This window comes from Halalkalibacter suaedae (assembly GCF_017939705.1).
Classification (GTDB): domain Bacteria; phylum Bacillota; class Bacilli; order Bacillales; family Bacillaceae_D; genus Halalkalibacter; species Halalkalibacter suaedae.
In genome coordinates, this window is record NZ_JAGKSQ010000002.1 from 435,661 (window position 1) to 455,374 (window position 19,714).

The following is a 19,714-nucleotide window of genomic DNA, read 5'->3' on the forward strand; positions in this document are numbered from 1 at the left end:
AAAACACATCCTTCGTCGTTGTTTCATTCGTACTTGTTAACTAATGTGAAAAGAAATAGAAAACAAATCCAACCAGAAAGTTATCATCTTCATGATCAGGTACATTAGCAGTATATTCATGTTTATCCTGCCTGTATGCTTTTATAAATCGATCGACCTCTTCTATAATAGCGATCATCTCACTCGTATCAATTTTTACTGAATAATAGCTAGATTCTTCAGGCATAAATTTAAGTGATAGTATCTTCTAAAAAACAAAAAGGAAAAACGACTTTTTCATGATGTCGCTTTTCCTTTTTCAGCTGATTTCTTGTAGACTTCCTTCATAGAGATTAACACAATTACGCCCCGCCGATTTTGCATCGTACAAAGCCTGGTCTGCCTGACGAATGAGTAACTCAATAGAATAATTATCTTTGCTAATGATACTACTTGAAATACCGAAACTTGATGTTACATTCAACTGATTATTTCTTATTTGGAATAAGTTGTTGCTAATATTTAATCGTATTTGATTTGCCATTTCAAATGCTTGGAGAGCTGGAGTGTTAGGCAAAGCTATGATGAACTCTTCTCCACCGTAACGACCAAAAATATCAGTTTCACGTAACGTCTTCTTAGCTATTAAGACAATTTGAGTAAGGACAATATCACCAGCTTCATGACCATAAGTATCATTAACAAGTTTAAAATAATCGATATCAAATAAGATGATTGATCCAGCATCTACTTTCTCTCTTACCCGCTCAAATGCACGTTCTGATTCTTTTAAGAAATAGGTTCGATTAAATATCTGTGTTAAGCCATCGACACTTGCTAATTCTTCTAATTTCGTTTGCAAGTGAACTCTTTCAGTTATATTGACAAATGTAACGATATAACCAATAACTCTAGTGTTATTACTTAATAGTTCGGAAAAACGAATATGATAATATGTATCCTTTTCATTATCTTTATGACAATAATCACAATCATTTTTTTGAATTAATATCTCGATTAATCGTTCATATTGCTCGAAAACGGTTGCTATTGATTTCGTAATTGTGTTTGGGTTCAATGTAGGAATTAAATCCTTAGCAGCGAGATTGTAATCAACAAGAATATTGTTTTGATTGAGTACAATTACACCCTCCTTCATCCGTTCAAATACCTTTTCTCTAGCGATTGGTGCAACGTTGAACATTTGGAATGAAAATAATGCAGCTCCATGAAATAACCAAGTAACACTTAAAGACACTGGTCCAATATCAATTCCGTAAGGGCTTAATCCATTGATGTAGAAGTTACCCGCGACTATCGGTACAAAAATACCGAACATCATTAATAAAAGTTGGATTCGAAAGCGAAACAACGCCTGTTTCAATTGAACAAGTAGGATAGCTAAGCTAATTGCTAGGCACAAAAACACAAAAACAGAATGAACATAAAAAAAAGGCCCACCTACAAGCTTGATAATAGGAAAAGGACTGTCATCTCTTAGCTCCATCGAGGTATAGTATAAATGATGAAATTGATTGGTATGATGCATAAAAATTGTCATGACAGGGATAAAGAAAAGAATATAGCCCAACCATCTTGGCAGCTTTTTTCCAATGTATCCATAGCACATTAACATAATGCACAAAGGAATAAACGGTAATGCTAAATATTGAATACCTAACCAGAAAGTAATCTCTTTCAAGGTGGTACTTGTTAACTCTAATGCGTAAGAAAAGGTAAAAATAGAAGAAAGAAAAGTTGCTAAAATGAAATAAAAAACTCCAGGTGCTTCCTTCATTTTGAAATATGCATAGATGGATAAAAATAAGCTTAATAACCCCGCTAAAATAAGTACATAAATGTAGATAGTTAAATCATGATGCATCATTTGCCTCTTCCCAATATTATGAAAAAACCTTGATTATTATTATATTGTAGTTTTGATTATCTGACTAGAAAAACTTTAGACTATTTTTTCTTGAAAAATCTTGGTACTAGGATAAATAAAAATACAATAAAAACAATTAGTGCTATATGATTAATGTTCATTTGTTCTCCCTTCATCGGTCATTTGAGGAGGTATTTATAATAAGCAGGAAACTCTCGAATCGTTGAATAAATATCTCTCGATTCAACATAATCAGCATGTGCTGAATAAATATGGCGAAAACCGAGCTTTCTAAATGCTAGTTTCGTTCTTGTTATATGAAAATACTGTGAAATAACCAGTACAGATTCGACATTCATGTCTGATATTATTTCTTTCGTATTTTGGGCTGTCCTAAAGGAATTGTAACCATCACTATCAACTAGAATAGCTTCTGAAGGAACATCATTTTGTTGTAAATAATCCTTCATTATTTCTGCTTCATCATAGCCTTCCTTACCAACACCACCACTTACCAAAATCAATGGAAAATATCCATCTTCAAATAGTTCAATAGCTTTGTCTAATCTTGCTTTCAAACGGTCAGACGGTACTCCGTCTAATTCAACCTTATTACCTAAAACGACAGCGACATCTACATTTGCTACTTCATCGTTTAACCCGTCAACCAAAATGATTATTGTGTGGATAACAAACCATGCGAAAAAAAGAGACATGACGAAAGAGACATTTATAAACAGTTTACGTTTGAATCGCACGTGCTCACCTCGTGAATTTGTATATGTATAGAAAGGTATATTTCACGTTACCATACATTTATATAACTATCCACATTTATCAATTACTGGTAAACTATTAGAAAATGATCAGAATTGAGAGGAGCTTTTCGAATATGACTATTCAAATTAGCTATAAAGACAATATTCTACCTACTGCAACTGAGATGGCCTATGTATTTAAAGATTCTGGTTTGAAAAGGCCTGTAGATGATTTACCTCGTATTCAAAAAATGATTGATCATGCCGATTTAATAGTAACTGCTTGGCATAATGAGGCTCTAGTAGGTGTTGCAAGATGCGTCACTGATTTCAGCTACTGCTGCTATTTATCAGATTTGGCTGTTTTAAGTAAGTACCAAAAGCTTGGTATTGGTAAAAGACTAGTTGAATTAGTTCAAAGTACTATTGGGGAACAGGTTGCACTAATACTATTATCTGCACCAGATGCCATGGACTATTACCCTCATATTGGTTTCAATGAAATAAAAAACGGATTTATTATTCCTAGGAAAAATTAACTTTTAAAATAAAACAATCATATTACAAATTAAATTAGATTTAAACAACATTTCAAATTCAGTTAAAAAGAGAACCTTCATTTTTGAAGAGTTCTTTTTTCGTATACTAGATCAGTGGGAGTTCCCTTCTTATTGCGGACACTCGATTGATAGCCATATCTAATTACACATGATTTGATTCAAAAAGGATATATTAACATAATAAGAAGATGTTGTTCATTTGCTATGAAAGAGAGTGAATCAATTATGTATAATATAATATTGATCTTTTTGCTTCAAATCATTTTAGTACCAATTTTGTCACTTCGAATTATTTTTGTTGTCAAAAACGTTACGATCCTTGCGTCGATCTTTGGCTTTTTAGAAGCCTTAATCCATATTTTCGGTCTATCTATCGTTTTAAGTGGAGATCAAAGTATAGTGGAAATGCTAATTTACGCTATTGGTTTTGGGGTTGGGATATTCATTGGTGGATACATTGAAAACAAAATGGCGATTGGATACAGTACATTAACAGTAAACTTATTAGAGGAAAACACAACACTTGTTACAGCACTTAGAAATGAAGGGTTTGGGGTAACGACCTTTGAAGGCCGGGGAAGAGATGGCGTTCGTTACCAACTCCAAATTTTAGCAAAAAGGAATGCGGAAAAGAAATTAATAGCAATGATCGAGCAATATGAACCACAGGCATTCATTATTTCATATGAACCTCGGAAATTTAAGGGTGGCTACTTACTTAAAGCTTTGAAAGTGAAAGAACGTTAGAATAAGCAAATATATGCAATTGCTACTATTTGCTTATTCAAAATATGTAAGAATTAATGCTGTCAACAGACCTAATGCAGAAATATAACCAACAATCGGCCCTCCTTCTTCAAACGCCTCTGGAAGCATCGTTGATGAAACCATTGCAAATATTGCTCCCGCAGCAAAAGCCCCAATCATTGTAATCACAACCGTTGAACCAGGATCTATAAGGATATAACCTATTAATGAGCTTATTGTTGCCAGAATCATGACGACCAACCATAGGAAAATGATTTTCCCCTTGTGGTAGCCATCTTTTTTCAAACCAATACTACTTGATAATCCTTCTGGAAAGTTACTAATAAAAACAGCAATGACGATAACTAGACTAACTGATTTATTACCCAAAACACTAACACCAATTATGATCGACTCAGGAATAGCATCCATAATTGATCCTACAAAGATAGCCATCCCAGAATGACCAGCCGGATTTCCCTTTGAACGTTTCCGTTTTTGCCCACCTTTTTTAGAAATAAAGGCTTCAATTACCATGAACAATGTGGCACCAGAGAGAAAACCAAGTGAAGGATAAAAAATACCACCTTCTTCTACCGCACCAGATAATAATTCAAACGTAGCTGCACCAATAAGTACACCAGTTCCAAATGCCATAATAAAGGAAGATACCTTCACTGGAATATCCTTAAAAATTCCGACTAAGGCACCTAGCACAAGCGAAGAACTAGCTATAGACGCCCACATTATTGCAGATAACATAGCCTTCACCCCAAATTCGATTTCAGATATGATTAACTTATCCAAATTTCAATAAAATTACTTTAATGATTCTGAAATGAAAAAATAAGAGCATATACTAAATTCCTTTTTACAAATCTTCTCTAAACCTAATTTACATATATTTCTAAGCAAAAATAAAAAATCAGACACAAGTGAAAAACATCAAGTGTCTGAATGAATTGCCTTATATTAAAAGCTCTTTTCTAACTCATCTACTAATGATCCCACATATGCGACTGCTTTTTTAATAGGTTCAGAAGTCGACATGTCTACACCTGCTAATTGCATTAATTCTAGCGGCTTTAACGTGCCACCAGCCTTCAAGGCTGATAACCAACGATCGACAGCTGGTTGCCCCTCTTCCTTTATTAACTGTGCCGCAGCGGTTGAAGCTGTTAAACCCGCCGAGTAAGTATAAGGGTACAGACCCATATAGTAATGCGGTTGACGCATCCAAGTTAGTCCTGCTCCTTGGTCGATTTCTACAGCATCACCCCAGAAACTTGCTAGCAGCTCTCTCTTTTGTTCAGATAAGATCGTAGCTGTAATCGGTGTCCCTTTGTCAGCTAATTCGTACACCCTACGTTGAAGTTCACCTTCAAGAATATGAGTAACAAAATTATGATAATACGTTCCAAGTGATTCCAGGATCACCCATCTACGCATGCGATCGTCATTAGACTTGGCGAGAATATGCTGACTAAGTAACATCTCATTCATAGTTGAAGGTGCTTCGATAAAATATCTTGAAGGTCTTGTGTTTGACATACGTTGATACCGTCCAGCTAATCGAAAATGACCAGCGTGTCCTAACTCATGCGTAAGAGTGAAGGTATTTCTCATTGAGTCACTCCATGTCATTAAAATGTATGGATGGACCCCATATGGGCTTGAACAAAACGCACCAGATCGTTTACCGACATTATCCGCTAAATCAACCCACCGATTACTAAGACCCTCCTCCATAATCTCCATATATTCAGGCCCCATTACCTTTAGGGATTCCAAAATCATTTTTGAAGATTCTTCATAAGTGACCTCTGGCTCGAATTCGGTATCAAGAGGTGCTTTTAAATCGCTGTAATACATTTTCTCTAATCCTAGAACACGTTGCTTTAACTTTGCAAAACGCTGCATATGCGGAGCAAGCTCTGTTTGAATTGTCTCTAATTGTCTATGATACATTTCTTTTGTCACCTGTTGATCAGCTAAAAGCATATCAGTAGCAGATTCAAAATTACGTAGCTTCGCCTCTACAACTTGTTTTTTTACCTCAGTTGCATAGGTTGCTGCATATGTGTGTTGGTATTGTTCAAGTGTAGCTGTAAATGATGCGTAAGCCTTGCGACGTAACTCAGTATTTTTAGATTCTTCATATTGCGGAAAGGAATTAAACGTTAAAGGGTGCTCTACTCCATCATCAGTTGTGAATGAGGGAAACGTCATATCAGATGTTTTGCTTCGATCATAAATCATATATGGAGAATCAAGGATCTCACCAAAGGCAGCTAGTACCTCCTCAGCATCTGGTGTAAGTCTATGTGGCTTTGTTTCTAACAAGTCTGTTAAAGTCTTTTCGAATTCCAATAGTTCTTTTTCTTCTTTTATGTACGCTTCAACGGTCTCATCTGATAATGCTAATATTTCAGATTTAATAAAAGATGTACTTGCACTGAAGGCTGACATGACAGAAGCTACACGAGCAGCATTTGATTGATTAGTTGGATCAGTGCCATCTGCCGAAAGTTTAAGATGAGCATATGTCATGACTTGTGTGACTCTTTCAGCTAATGCATCATTAGCGAGTAGACACTCAAGTAATGTCTTTGCACTTTCATGAAGATGCCCTTTATATTTTGTTACGGTTTGAAGATCGCTTTGAACAGCTTTTAATTCAACCTCCCACGCTTCCTCAGTTTTAAATAAGTCTTCTAGATTCCAAGTATTTTCTACTGGGACTTCCGCTCTTGTTAACGTCTTTTTTATTTGCTTACTCAAATCATACATCCCCTCTCATTTTAATGTTTCGACTATCGAAATGTTTAATATAATTATATAGTAACGAGAGATAAATTAAAATAACTTAAATGAAATTTCTTAATTTTTTGTTTAATCTATCGGTAATTTATTTAAGTGATTTATTACTCAAAAAAAATCGTGATATTTTCTTACAAATTAATATTCAGCCTGAGTTATTGTTGATATGATGCATAGACTAAAGGAGGGATCTTATGTATCTGAGTTTGTTTTTACTCGTAATTGGTTTGGTAGTAGGCTATTTGAATTTCAATTTTATCGGTGCTTTTTTAGGAGTGCTCACTGCTGTTTTAATCGGAATCGTTATACAGAATGTCAAATTCAGTACAGATATTACACAAACTCCCTCATGAGAATTCGTTTAATATTAATAAGGACAGAGTTTTCTCTAAAGTGATGTAAGAGTATTTTTTGAATACCTTTTCCTATATCACAATGTTGCCATGATGCGATGCTTCGACCTCGCTACCGGGATGGGGGGCACGCTTTCCGCAGGAGGGCATGGAACTAACCGGCTCTGCCGGTGGATTTCCATTTGCCCTTATGTCCTGCAGGAGTCGGCCCTCCCATCCCGTCCGCTTTGTTAGAGAATAAATGGGAATTAACTCTCATAAATAAACTGGGTGAAAGACAATGTAAAAGAAGTTGGATATTCCGGAATCTCAATTCAGTTTTTTTGACAAAAAACGAACTCCAAGAATCTTGGTGAAATGGTTTAATTCAAAATATAATTAAATGAAAAAAACGTCTTTGAGAGCGGATTCTCAAGCCGTTTTTTAGGGTCTAAGGTGATTCAAATGGATTCGTTTGAACCACCTATTTTGATAATGTATCTTCTATTTATTAGCTCTATCCGGAAACCTATCAGAATTAATATATCGATCATTAAGAATGTTACGGTGATGGCGTTCATGTCCTGCGATAATGGCAATGAGTGCTCGAACAGTAATTGGTGAATCATTTGCGATCCCACTACGGATCCACTCTTCACTTGTTAAATTTTTTGCGGATTGAATGGTTGCTTGCCTGATAATCGTTAGAAGTTCGATAAGATCGCTAAGAGAACGTTGATCAAATGAAGCATTTTGAACATATTCATTTTCATTGAAACCCGGAATATTTCTAACTTCACCACGAGCAATGCATAAAAAGCGGTATGCCATGATTTGCTCCGTATCTATGATATGACCAATAACCTCCTTAATACTCCACTTATCTGGACCGTACCGAAAAAGAGCTTGCTTGTCTGAAAGGCTTTGCAACATAGTAATCGTTTCTTCTATTTGCTGGACAAGCATCTCAATCAAATCACCATCTGGAAGCAGCTTTATGTAGGTTCCGTAAAATGGAGGGTATTCGTTTGCCTTTAGTTTATTTTCCATATTAGATTTCTCTCCTTTATAGGGATTTTTTTACTTATTCCACAATCACAAGAACAATTCCTTTAAAAGCGTCTCTAAATAAAAAAGAGCACAAATTACATTTCTGTAATTTGGCTCTAAATATGCTTAAAAATCAAGGTTAATTTAACTTACTTAAATCTTAAATGAAGATAAATCCTCTTGTAATTTCTGAGCTAGCTTTGCTAGATCCCTTGAACTTGCTGCAATTTCTTCAATCGTCGAACTCTGTTCTTCGGTAGATGCCGCTGCTTCCTCTGTTGAAGCAGCAGAAGCCTCAATTATTTCATTAATGCTTTTAATTGAACCTAGAACACCTACTGTAGACGATTCAATTAGGCCGAATATATCTTTTATATCATAAATTCCATTCTGCGTTTCTTTGACATTTTCTACAATCTTTTGAATTGAAGCCCCACCTTTTTCGATTAGAGAAACTTGCTCCTTAACAGCCTCTAAGTTGGACTCCATTGTATTTACAGTCACTTCTGTTTCTGATTGAATATCTTCTATTAGTGACGTAATTTGGTTGGCCGCACTTGTTGATTGTTCTGCAAGCTTTCGGACTTCTGTTGCAACGACTGAGAATCCTTTTCCATGCTCTCCTGCACGAGCTGCTTCTATAGCGGCATTCAAAGCTAACAGATTCGTTTGATTAGAGATATCTGTAATAACAGTTATAATTCCACCAATTTCAACAGATCGACTACCTAGCTTTTGAATAGACTCAGTAGCAAACTCAACAGTGTGTGTAACTTTTCCTAAATGTTTAATCGCATCACTAATCGCTGCATTTCCACTTTCAGCTTCTTCTGTTGAACTAGTTGCTTTATTAAGTGATGTAGCAACAAGTTCATTCCCACGCTCAATTTGCGAAAACGCTACTTCCATAGCACTTAAAATCGAAGCAGCCTCTTCTGACTGGTCATTCGTTCCTTCGGCAATTTCAGAGGTCGTTCGCGCGATTTGTGCACTCATTTCACCTGTTACATCAGCACTTGCAGCAAGCTCCTCAGAAGTTGCAGCTGTTTGATTAGCTGTGTCTTTAATTCCTGCAATTAGTCGTTTTAAATTGTCACTCATTAAGTTGACTGATTCAGCTAAAGTACCAATCTCATCTTTAGATTTCAATTCAAGACGATCAACAGTCAAATTCCCTTGTGAAATTTCTTTAGCCACATTTGTTACTTTGAGTAATGGTTTTATTTGTCTACCTACAGTATAAAAAATGATTGCTGCAATAACTAAAACTAAAACCACTCCAAATGTAATAAGTTGCGTCCGGAATTCTGAAATCATTTCGTTATAGACATCAGCTGAATGACCTACAAAAAACATACCAATAATTTCACCAGATGCGTTTTTTATTGGTTCGTAAATCGTAATTAATTCCCGCCCAACAACGATCGCCTCTCCTAAATAAGTATTACCGCCTTGTAAAGTATGTTCTGCCACTTCATCAGATACTTGTGTTCCTACAGCTCTTTCGCCATTTTCCCCTGTAACATTGGTAGAGATTCGTGTATCACCAAGAAAAATGGTAACAGCATTGTCCGTTAAAGAGCCAATTCGATCAACAGTATCAAAATTATTATTCAGACTGACGGTTCCTTTATAGAGCTCACCATTTTGAACAGACCATTCACCAGGGTATGCCTCATCCATTAACGACATAGATAAAGACAGTGCTCCCTGTAAACTTTCATTTGCAACAAGTAATACATCTTTTTTTGCTGTATTAACAGAATGATAAATTAAAACAGTAGATCCAATAATAAATAATCCAATAAATACAAATGTTAACTTTTCTTTAATTCCTAATCTCATAAGAACTAGACCCCTTTTTCCTTAATATCTTTGATGACATTCTCTTCTGTTGTCTGTAATGAAAATAGTTGATCCAGTTTGGCAATTTCAAACAGTTCTTTTATGAAATCATCATTAATTATTAAATAAATATTAGGACGATCTTGCTCAACATGCTTTAGAAATGTGACTAGAAGCCCCATTCCAGTACTATCTATAGCCTGTACCTTGGTCAGATCAAAAACGAACGCTCTTGCATTCTGATCTAAATTTTCAAGTAATGCTGTTTTAAAATAATCCGTTTGTCCAAATTGTACTTTGCCTTTTAATTTAAAGAATTGAATCTGATCCTTAGTTGTCTGTTCAAATTTGTCTTTCATCTATCTATCTCCTTTTCTCTATACTTACTGTGAATAAATCATGATCTTCCTGATAAAAAGATAGTTGATCGACTAGTTCCTTAACCATAAGAAGACCTCGTCCCCTCTCTTGGTGAAGAGCATCTTCTAACGTTTTCTTAGTAAAAGAACGATACTGTTGTTCGGATATTCCTGTACCCCGATCAGTAATAGAAGCACTGATAAAGTCATTGTTAATCTCAACCTTGATATCGATATGATAATTCAACGCGGCATCTTCATACTTTTTAACTGTTGCCTCGTAAGCATTAACAATCAATTCTTGAATAACAAAGTTAAGCTTACGATCTGAAGTATCAGTAAATTTAAGAAGTGAATGCTCGATGACATCACCAATATGTTCTAACGCATATTCTTCACACGGTAATTGGAAATTCATCACTAACATCGACATTCATCCCCCCTTTTTTTCTTTGTAGTTGGATAGACATGATGCAAATATCATCCTCAAGTTCTTCCTCAGCCATAATTAGTTGTTGGATATATGGAACTAGAGGAAATTTTGTTTCCTGAGCATGGTCAATTAAACGGTTAAGCCATGTAAGATTACTCTCTCTTTGTTTGTTAAAATGATCAGTTAGCCCGTCAGTGTAAAGAAAAAGGGATTCATCTTCATGATATTGAATTTTCCCGACGATGTTTGGTAGGATGTTCATAATTCCAAGTGGAACAGTTCCATCACTTAAATACGTTTTCTTATTAGCAGCAGTCCTAAACAATACTGCTGGCGGATGCCCTGCATTCAAGTAATGAATTTCGCCTAAGTTGGTATCGATATATACATAGATCCCGGTTAAGTATGTAGTAACTTCTTCATGCTTAAATAGATCTATAATCAGTTGGTTTAAGTGATTCATTACATTAAAGGGTTCACGTATAGTCATAATTAAATCCTTTAGCTGCGAATAGACGGCCATGCCAATTAGAGCAGATGATACACCATGCCCCATCACATCTAAGATAATTCCACCGTATACACCTTCCTCTATTAAATACCAAGCATATAAATCACCAGAAAGTAATGTAGAAGGTTTATAAAGATAATCAATTAATACCAAATCATCTGAAAAATCTTGACTTAATGTAGTTGCTTGTATTTTATTCGCTAATAATAATTCCTTCTGTGTACGAATCTCATAATTTTTTAATTTAAGAAACATGTCTTCTAATTCAATTGAATTTGAAATAATACTCGAATATGTTTCAAGTATCGGGACATGGTCTTCATTTAAAACATTAGGCTTCGGATCAAGAGCACATAAAGTCCCAAACACACGTCCGTCATCATGAAGAATAGGTACTCCCAGATAGGATCTTATTGAAAAAATAGAGGTTACTGCTAAATTATTCACCAGATCAGATTCTAACGCATCTTGTATTAGTAATGGGGATCGGCTAGATGAGACATAATTGCAGTATGATTCCTGTAATGGTTTATCAATTGGCAGTTCAATTGAACAGCCACCTTCCTTATTAATAATCTCTAAAATCTTAAAGCGATCATTTTCAGTTGTTGCAACAAAAAAAGATTTTGCTGGAATTGAATCCTCCATTAACTTCAGCACATTTTGTGCAGTTTGCTCAAATTTCGATTGTACCTGTTTCACTTGATGCCTCCTAAGAACAAAATCGAAATGGCCTTTGAAGTGTGATCTACGTCACACTTCTATTGATTTTAATACATTTTTAGACAAAGTTCTACATTTTATTTCATAGTTCGATAAAAATTCGCATCAAAAAAGTCCTCTAAGTAGTCTTAGAGGACTTCAAGTCTATTTTGCAAATTGATTAACAAAGTAAGTTGGATTTAATTTTTCACCAGTGACCTTCTCAATTTTTGTAATCCAATCAACACTACTACCTAAATAAAAGTATTCCTTCTCTAAAAAAGAACCTACCTCAGGAGTATACGTATCCATTGAAACATTTCTTTTAATGTAAATGTCTAATTGAGACGCTGTTAATTCGCCTAGTAAATAATTTTGATAATACACTGGAGCAATACAAAAATGAATTTTTGCTGCCCAATGAGGATAATCCGTATCATTTGGCGGATTTATAAATTGAACATCATTTACAATTTTCCACCACAAGGCATTCAAGTCTTGATCAGGATTTTCATAGAGTTCACGCTCGAAAAAGACAAACGTCATGATCCAACGGGCTGAAATCAACATTTGACGTTGAAGTAACCGTTCCAATTTCGGTGTTAATCGTTCGATCGTTTCTGCATCGATTTCAACAAATTTCTGTAACCATTCAGGACTTTTTCCCATTCGCCCATAATACATAGCGATCGCTTCAGTACTTAGGATATGCGAGTATTTACGTAAACTAAATGGGAGCTTCGGATTTACAAGATCATCATAGATTGCATGACCAAACTCATGTAGCATTGTATCCATCCAGTAGCTTGATTCATCAATATTACAGAGAACTCGAATATCACCAGAATGGTCAATATTACTCATGAATGCATGTTGATTTTTCTTATCTCGTGGATATAAATCGCTATTTTTAATTAAATGTGTAATGTCTAACCCCATTGCTGAGAAGGTATCAATCGTAATTTGTTCAATATCCTTGCCTTTGTAGTATGGATCGATGTCCAAACCTTTGACATTAGGGGCTTCTTGAAAAAACGGATCTGAATAATGCCAAGGGCGTAGATCGTTGACTGTGATATTGAATCTTTCTGATAACTCTTCATCCAATTCTTGCTTAACCTTTCGAAACGGTTCATCAGTTGTTTCCTTAAGCTTCTTAAATGTTGAAAAGACAAAGTCACGGTCAAGCTCTTGAAGTTCAAAGGCCATTTGGTGATGGTTCGCATAACCTAGACTGCGAGCTGCTTCATTACGTTTTTTAATCAGAGTGATCAGCTTTTCCTCAACTTCTGCACCAATTTGCTTACTCGCATGCCATGCTTCTTCTCTTTCAGTTAAGTCTGTGCTATTACCAAGGATCTTTCTTATTTCATTTTCTGATACTGGTTCCCCCTTAATCTCTGCACGAAATGTGTTAAAGGTTGAATTCAATTCAGTCGATAGACTTACAAGTTCTGTCAATGTTTCTTCAGGCAATTGGTTCCCGACGATATCAGAATAAAGTAAGTTGAGTTCACGCTTTTGTACCGGGTCTGTTACACCAGCATCAAGATACTCTTTTACTTGTTGAAATAAGTCAGAGCTACTAAAGTATTTGCTATAAGCCACTCCAGCTTCTCCTGTTTTTTTGCTCCACTCCTCTTCTCCTGTTGTAGCTGCTTTCCAGGATGCAAGTGAATAGGCTGTTGCTAGCTCTTTCATTTTTTCATTTTGTTGCTTGAGGAACAATTCTAGTGACATTATGTATTTCTCCATTCGAGTTATTTTAGTATAGTGAGATTATTTCATAGGTTCTACCCTTTTGACAATTATTAATGGAGAAGAATGAAAGAATCAATTCCAATACTTCTTCATAATATCTTGACTCCATTTTGGTTGGGTAACTTTTCCTTTTGGTAAAAATTCATTCATAACAGGCTTAATATCTATTATGGGTGTCTTGTTAATACAATCTAGCCCTTGGACAAAGAGCTGGCTACCCTCTATTTTTACTAGCTTAACAATCGTACTCCCTAATTTATTTGGACGGTTTTTGGCTCGTTGGGCAAATATACCTACAAGCGGATATGAGATATTATTTCTTGGATGACGTGCACCTAAAATGATCTTATCCTTCTGTACAAGATGGAAATAATAGATAATCTCTAAATGAGAAAATGCTTCTATTTCTTGAAGGGAATCTGCATTTAATGGTGGTGTAAGTCTAATCGTTGTAATGATACTCCCCCAGTAATCATCCGTAACTTCAACTCTTTCATTATAGGCATAGCCAATTGGTGAAATATTAATCAAATTATGACTACCTCCTTCCCCTCTATTTTTTCATTTTCTCCATTCGATAAACTCGATCCGATTTCCAAAAGGATCGTCTACAAAGATTCTATTTGCATTTTCAATTTGCTCATCTTCAATATAGTTAATATGATGTGCAGTGAGATGTGTCTTGAGCTCATTTATATAAGCAACTTCAATTGCGGGATGTGCCTTTTTAGAAGGTATAAAAGGTTCTTCAATTCCTATATGCAATTGAATAGCTCCTTTAGCAAACCAAACGCCACCACGGTTTCTTACTCCCTCAGGCTTAATTACTTCATTAAACTCTAATACTTCAACAAAGAACTGTCTTGCTGTATCCTCTGAAGCCTTAGGAGCAGCCAGCTGAACATGATCTATTGCCTTTAATTCAAAGCCCATTTCAATTCCTCCTTCTTTACATTTCCTTTGAATTAAGTATAGTTAAAAATATACAATAAGAATAATATTGATTATTTATCAATAATGATAACAAATACTTATCATTTGAGGTGTTTATGAAAACTGACGACTATAAATTACTAGTAATGATTAAAAAGCAGAGGACGATTCGTGCAGCTGCGAAGGAGTTATTAATCTCCCAGCCAGCGATAAGCCAGAGGTTGAAACAGATAGAAGAGCAATGGGGTGAAAAGATCTTTCTGAGAACACATAAACAACTGATTGTTACCCCTGTAGGAGAAAAGATTATTGCATTGGCAGAAAGAATCATTTCAGAGGAAAATCAGCTTTTAGATGATATCTCAAGAATGTCTGATCAAGTTAGGGGAAGGCTTTCACTCGGTGTTTCATCTGTTGTCGGCCAATACTTGCTTCCAACAGTACTTCAAGAGTATACACAGACGTTTCCAGAAGTAGAGATCGAATTATTTACAGGTTTAAGTCAAGACATTCGGCAGTCGATGGCGAATTTTCATTTAATGATTATACGGGGTGAGAAATTAAATCAACTGAACTGTATTGAACTGTTTTCTGAACCTTTATATCTTATTGAAAGGAAAGATATCAATCCAGAGCACAAAAATAAATTATTAATTGAATTTCAAAGCGACCATAGCTTTCATTCCTTGGTTGAACAATGGCTTGTTGAACAAGCAGAGATTAAGATTTCACGCAAAATTAAGGTGGATCAAATTGAAACGTGTAAACAGCTAATGTCGCATGGTATTGGTATGGCGGTGTTGCCTGAGATGGCAATGACTAATTTGAATCTTAATGAGTATGTAATAAAGCCTTTAGTAGCGAATGAAAAAATGATTAAAAGAACAACATGGCTTTGTTATACAGATATCGTAAGAGAACTTCCACAGGTAGAGGCATTTTTTCAGTTATTAAAGAAAAGCCACTTTTCCTAATACTACAAAAAGTGGCTTGATGCATGATAGGTGAAATCTCTTAGGTTATATCTAGGTCTTTTACTTTTCGACAAACATAAATCATATTGTCGCTTGCATTCGTTAGAGGTGTTTCATTCCAATCTTGGTAAATAGCTAGAATTTCGAACCCATTCATCGTTAAAAGACGATTCATTTCTTGAGGAAACGTGTAGCGAAGATGTATATTCGTTCTCTTTTCGGCAATGACGTCTCCCGCAAGATTCTTAAATTTTCTAATTGTGAGATAATGCTGGATTTGACTGATTGAATGATAAGTGCTACTTGTATAAACATCTACCTTATTTTGTGTATCTTTATCAATATAGCTTCTCCAGTATTCCTCTTTACTTGGTTGAAGGAGCTCCTCTTCATTTGGAAAACGAGTATCAAAGATAAACATTCCATTTACCTGTAAATGCTTATTCACAGCAAGAAGCAGAGCATCCTGATCTTCGTTTGTTAGAAAATGCTGAAAGGAGTTACCAACTGAGTAAATCAATTGAGTTTGAACAGGCAAATCTAACTTTGTACAGTCCTGCAATTCCCATTCTATATTTACGTTCTCCCGTTGAGCTTTTGTTCTTGCTTCTTCTAACATACTTCTATGTATATCAACCCCTATCAGTTGATAACCTGCACGAGCTAGAGGGATTGTGACTCTTCCTGTTCCACAAGCAAGATCAATAATTACACCAGTAGTCTTACTAGCCCATTTTAGGATAAAAGGTAGGTCATTTATCTGAGTATTTTCTTTATCATATAAAATAGGATGATCATATTCTTCAGCATTCGTGATTGGACTCATTATGGCCCCTCCCTCTAATTGGCTCTTCTTAAATGAAACAAGGCATTCTTTACAAATACAAGACCTCTCTAGCTCAGCTGCTGGTAGCAGTTTGAAAATCTCACTCGGGAATTCCTCTTGAAAGCACCAACATGATTCTTTGTTACACTCGTTCCCTTTACTACAAATTGGACAAAGCTCAATAAGTAACATCAACATCCCCTTACATCAGTAGTTTCAATTTCATCAGTTTAATAAAAGGCTATTAAACTTAAACGTGGTTACAAAACTAAACTAGAGTCAAAATATAATGATCCTTACTGGTATAGTAACCGTAAATTACTACCTCTGCAATATTTTACAAAGTAAGGTTAGGCTGTCTTAAACTTAAGGAAAAGAATAGATTCTGAGTTGTCCTCTAACAAATCGGACGGGATGGAGGGCTGACTCCTGCAAGAAAAAAAGCAAATGGAAATCCATCGGTGAAGCCGGTTAGTTCCATGCCCTCCGGAGGGTGTGTGCCCCCATCCCGGTAGCGAATTCGAAGCGTCATATTCAGACAATTGAGGATCTTTATCTTCAACTAATAAACTTATACTTTTACTTATACTTTTTACTACTCTCTATCGATTCGATCGTTGAACCGTCCGTAACTGTAAACAGTCTGCTCTTAGGCTCATGTAAAGTTTGAGACGGCCATAATCCATGATGTCCAGAAAAGAGATAACTAATTAAACAAGCAACAAAGAAAAATTCTATTCCTTTCCCATCAAACATTTCAACACTCATAAGAAAAGCTGTAAGCGGAGTATTGGCACCACCACAAAAAACGGCAATCATTCCTAAACCAGCTAAAAAGGATAACGGTAGATCAAAAAATCCTGAAAGTGTGTTACCTAGCGTCGATCCGATAAAGAATAACGGAATCGCTTCCCCACCTACAAATCCCGTGCCTAATGTTACTGCTGTAAAAATAAGTTTAGCTAGGAAAGCAAAAGGTGGAACCTCCTCTACAAAAGAGTTCTCAAACATCTCTAGCCCACGGCCATTGTATTCTTGATTTCCAATGATTAATGTTAGGACGATGATAATCACCCCACCAGTGAATGCACGGATCATATGATTTTTGTTTGTGAGTTTCTCGGAAATCTTTTGGATGCCATGTCTAAGTTGGCAGTAAAGAACACTGACTAGACCAAACAGAACTGCCAGGATGATCACTTTTGCGAAGGATTGTAATGTTGTATCAGGTATCGTCTGAATGATTAGTGATTCATGCTTAATGCCCCAAATGGATTCAGCCATATAATGTCCGACAAAGCTAGAGATTAGACAAGCTACAAAAGCTTCATATTTCAATTTTCCTACAGCAACAAATTCCATTCCAAAGATCGCCCCTGCAATCGGTGTTCCAAAGGCCGCTCCAAAACCAGCACTTACTCCACACATTAGGAAGATCTTCATATCCATTTGCTTTATTTTTAAAAATTGATTAACCATTTGGGCGATGCTCCCGCCCATTTGAACAGCCGCACCTTCCCTTCCTGTTGAACCCCCAAAAATAATCGTGATAAATGTCCCGATGTATACGAGTGGTCCCATTCGTTTTAATACCTTCTTTTTTCCATGCACGCCCTCAATAATAAGATTATTTCCCTTTGCAGCATCATTTTTACCATAGTTCATATACAAATAGCCTATTAATAAGCCTCCAATTGGTAAGAAATAGATGAGCCATGAATGATTTTCCCTTTTCGTGCCAAGAAAATCATTTGTAGTTAATAGAAAAGACGTTGTTGTACCAACAACTAACCCTATTACTAACGCCAATACAATCCATTTTATTAACGTAAGTGAAAATACTTTATAGCTTGCAAACATTTAGTTTCCTCATTTCAACTACTTTTTTCTTAGCTTCTTAATAAAAAATGGAAACTATACAAGTTACTATAATTTTCTACCTGAAGGCATACTAAGGAAAAAGGAGATTAACTAATGGTCAAAACACTTGATTTAACAAGTCATATTAAAGAACATTCAATTCGTTTCGATAGCATAAAAGAGATGGAGCCGCTACTGCAAGCTGCTGCAGATGCCCAATTTGTACTGCTCGGGGAAGCATCACACGGAACCTCAGAATTCTACACGTGGAGAACTGAAATTTCAAAATGGCTAATTGAAGAGAAAGGCTTTCATTTTATTGCTGTTGAAGGGGATTGGCCCTCATGTTATGAGGTTAATCGCTTTATCAAAGGCTATAACGACACCCCTGACGCAAAGACATCGCTTAAAGCATTTAATCGCTGGCCAACTTGGATGTGGGCGAATGAAGAGGTTGTTAATTTAGTTGAATGGTTGAAAATATATAACGAACAGCAATCGTCCAAAGAGAAAGTTGGATTTTATGGAATTGATGTATATAGTCTATGGGAGTCAATGGAGGCGGTTGTCGATCATTTAGAAAAAATCAAGTCTCCAGTAGCTGAATATGCCAGAAAGGCATTTCAGTGCTTTGAACCTTTTAATCGTGAACCGCAGATGTACGGTGTTTCTGCAGCTCTATATGGAGAAGATTGCTTTGATGAACTGATGGAATTATTGAATAAGCTACATCAAGCTCGTCATCAGTTTCCTGCAGAAGATGAATCGTCATTAAATCTCCACGTCAATGCTTTAGTTACAAATAATGCCGAGGATTACTATCGTGCAATGATGACAAATGATAATCAATCTTGGAACATTCGTGATCAGCATATGGTTAGCGCGATTGATATGGTTGCAAATTATTATGGGAAAGACGCAAAAGGCATCATTTGGGAGCATAACACTCACATTGGTGATGCAAGAGCAACAGATATGGCGAAAGATGAATTAGTGAATGTCGGACAATTGACTAGGGAGAAATACGGGGAAGAAAAGGTGTACGCAATAGGATTTGGCACATATGAAGGAACAGTTATGGCCGCGACCAAATGGGGTGAAAAGCAACAAATTATGTCTGTTCCAAAAGCAACACTAGGCAGTTGGGAAGACTTCTTACACAGAGCAGGTGCGTTTAATAAGTTCATTATGTTTAATAAGCAAAATCATCATTTATTTTCAGAAACAATCGGGCACCGTGCCATTGGGGTTAGCTATAATCCGAAATATGAACATCTTGGAAATTATGTACCATCACAGATCTCTGAACGATACAACGCATTTATTCATATTGAGCAATCAGAGGCTCTTCATCCACTTTAATGTAAAAGAAACAT

The 19,714-nt window shown here is 35.9% G+C and carries 19 protein-coding genes and 1 pseudogene; 5 read left to right on the forward strand and 15 right to left on the reverse strand.

Translation table 11 applies throughout. The features are described 5' to 3' along the window. Positions 1 to 298: 298 nt before the first annotated feature. Positions 299 to 1,864 carry a histidine kinase N-terminal 7TM domain-containing diguanylate cyclase gene (locus tag J7W16_RS06285; protein ID WP_210596416.1) on the reverse strand — a complete coding sequence of 522 codons (1,566 nt, stop codon included), beginning with the start codon at positions 1,862 to 1,864 and terminating at the stop codon, positions 299 to 301. A gap of 182 nt (positions 1,865 to 2,046) precedes the next feature. Continuing rightward, on the reverse strand, positions 2,047 to 2,625 hold the full coding sequence (locus J7W16_RS06290) for a YdcF family protein (protein WP_346726907.1): 579 nt from the start codon (positions 2,623 to 2,625) through the stop codon (positions 2,047 to 2,049). 140 nt (positions 2,626 to 2,765) lie between these two features. On the opposite strand from J7W16_RS06290, the gene J7W16_RS06295 reads away from it, so the two are divergent. Beyond that, positions 2,766 to 3,164, forward strand: coding sequence for a GNAT family N-acetyltransferase (locus J7W16_RS06295; protein WP_419095814.1), 399 nt, complete (start codon positions 2,766 to 2,768; stop codon positions 3,162 to 3,164). Positions 3,165 to 3,410: 246 nt separating this feature from the next. Next, complete coding sequence (locus J7W16_RS06300) at positions 3,411 to 3,932, forward strand: DUF5698 domain-containing protein (protein ID WP_210596418.1); 522 nt, start codon at positions 3,411 to 3,413, stop codon at positions 3,930 to 3,932. A gap of 33 nt (positions 3,933 to 3,965) precedes the next feature. On the opposite strand, the gene J7W16_RS06305 is transcribed toward J7W16_RS06300, so the two are convergent. Further along, positions 3,966 to 4,694, reverse strand: coding sequence for a ZIP family metal transporter (locus tag J7W16_RS06305; protein ID WP_210596419.1), 729 nt, complete (start codon positions 4,692 to 4,694; stop codon positions 3,966 to 3,968). Positions 4,695 to 4,904: 210 nt separating this feature from the next. Next, positions 4,905 to 6,722: an oligoendopeptidase F gene (pepF, locus tag J7W16_RS06310; protein ID WP_210596420.1), complete on the reverse strand. Its 1,818-nt coding sequence runs from the start codon at positions 6,720 to 6,722 to the stop codon at positions 4,905 to 4,907. A gap of 224 nt (positions 6,723 to 6,946) precedes the next feature. Between pepF and J7W16_RS06315 the strand changes: the two genes are divergently transcribed. Beyond that, entirely contained in the window at positions 6,947 to 7,105 is a 159-nt protein-coding gene (locus J7W16_RS06315; protein ID WP_210596421.1) for a hypothetical protein, read from the forward strand. A gap of 483 nt (positions 7,106 to 7,588) precedes the next feature. Here J7W16_RS06315 and J7W16_RS06320 read toward each other — a convergent pair whose 3' ends face one another. The 8 genes from J7W16_RS06320 to J7W16_RS06355 all read right to left on the reverse strand — a co-directional run bounded on the left by J7W16_RS06320 (position 7,589) and on the right by J7W16_RS06355 (position 14,678). Then, on the reverse strand, positions 7,589 to 8,134 hold the full coding sequence (locus tag J7W16_RS06320) for a DinB family protein (RefSeq protein WP_210596422.1): 546 nt from the start codon (positions 8,132 to 8,134) through the stop codon (positions 7,589 to 7,591). 153 nt (positions 8,135 to 8,287) lie between these two features. Then, positions 8,288 to 9,979 (reverse strand): methyl-accepting chemotaxis protein, encoded by a 1,692-nt coding sequence (locus J7W16_RS22605; RefSeq protein WP_210596423.1) that lies wholly within the window; start codon positions 9,977 to 9,979, stop codon positions 8,288 to 8,290. Positions 9,980 to 9,984: 5 nt separating this feature from the next. Further along, entirely contained in the window at positions 9,985 to 10,338 is a 354-nt protein-coding gene (locus tag J7W16_RS06330; RefSeq protein WP_210596424.1) for an STAS domain-containing protein, read from the reverse strand. A 4-nt stretch (positions 10,339 to 10,342) separates the two neighbouring features. Further along, on the reverse strand, positions 10,343 to 10,771 hold the full coding sequence (locus J7W16_RS06335) for an ATP-binding protein (RefSeq protein WP_210596425.1): 429 nt from the start codon (positions 10,769 to 10,771) through the stop codon (positions 10,343 to 10,345). After that, positions 10,734 to 11,984 (reverse strand): GAF domain-containing SpoIIE family protein phosphatase, encoded by a 1,251-nt coding sequence (locus tag J7W16_RS22265; RefSeq protein WP_210596426.1) that lies wholly within the window; start codon positions 11,982 to 11,984, stop codon positions 10,734 to 10,736. Before J7W16_RS22265 ends, J7W16_RS06335 begins: the two co-directional genes overlap by 38 nt. A 165-nt stretch (positions 11,985 to 12,149) precedes the next feature. Continuing rightward, positions 12,150 to 13,724 (reverse strand): M2 family metallopeptidase, encoded by a 1,575-nt coding sequence (locus J7W16_RS06345; protein WP_210596427.1) that lies wholly within the window; start codon positions 13,722 to 13,724, stop codon positions 12,150 to 12,152. Positions 13,725 to 13,817: 93 nt separating this feature from the next. After that, positions 13,818 to 14,276, reverse strand: a complete 459-nt coding sequence (locus J7W16_RS06350; RefSeq protein ID WP_210596428.1) for an SAM-dependent methyltransferase — start codon at positions 14,274 to 14,276, stop codon at positions 13,818 to 13,820. Positions 14,277 to 14,306: 30 nt separating this feature from the next. Then, positions 14,307 to 14,678 carry a VOC family protein gene (locus J7W16_RS06355; RefSeq protein WP_210596429.1) on the reverse strand — a complete coding sequence of 124 codons (372 nt, stop codon included), beginning with the start codon at positions 14,676 to 14,678 and terminating at the stop codon, positions 14,307 to 14,309. Between the two features lie 116 nt (positions 14,679 to 14,794). Between J7W16_RS06355 and J7W16_RS06360 the strand changes: the two genes are divergently transcribed. Continuing rightward, a complete protein-coding gene (locus J7W16_RS06360) occupies positions 14,795 to 15,652 on the forward strand; it encodes a LysR family transcriptional regulator (RefSeq protein WP_210596430.1) in 858 nt (285 codons plus the stop codon). 40 nt (positions 15,653 to 15,692) lie between these two features. Here J7W16_RS06360 and J7W16_RS06365 read toward each other — a convergent pair whose 3' ends face one another. The 3 genes and pseudogenes from J7W16_RS06365 to J7W16_RS06370 all read right to left on the reverse strand — a co-directional run bounded on the left by J7W16_RS06365 (position 15,693) and on the right by J7W16_RS06370 (position 18,338). Continuing rightward, positions 15,693 to 16,478 carry a class I SAM-dependent methyltransferase gene (locus tag J7W16_RS06365; protein ID WP_246879872.1) on the reverse strand — a complete coding sequence of 262 codons (786 nt, stop codon included), beginning with the start codon at positions 16,476 to 16,478 and terminating at the stop codon, positions 15,693 to 15,695. 51 nt (positions 16,479 to 16,529) lie between these two features. After that, positions 16,530 to 16,676 (reverse strand): annotated as a pseudogene (locus J7W16_RS22390) (cysteine-rich CWC family protein); the annotation flags it as partial. A 381-nt stretch (positions 16,677 to 17,057) separates the two neighbouring features. Beyond that, the gene (locus J7W16_RS06370) at positions 17,058 to 18,338 is read right to left on the reverse strand and encodes a chloride channel protein (protein ID WP_210596432.1); all 1,281 of its coding nucleotides are present in this window, start codon (positions 18,336 to 18,338) and stop codon (positions 17,058 to 17,060) included. A 114-nt stretch (positions 18,339 to 18,452) separates the two neighbouring features. On the opposite strand from J7W16_RS06370, the gene J7W16_RS06375 reads away from it, so the two are divergent. Beyond that, positions 18,453 to 19,700: an erythromycin esterase family protein gene (locus tag J7W16_RS06375; protein WP_210596433.1), complete on the forward strand. Its 1,248-nt coding sequence runs from the start codon at positions 18,453 to 18,455 to the stop codon at positions 19,698 to 19,700. The last annotated feature ends 14 nt before the right edge of the window (positions 19,701 to 19,714 follow it).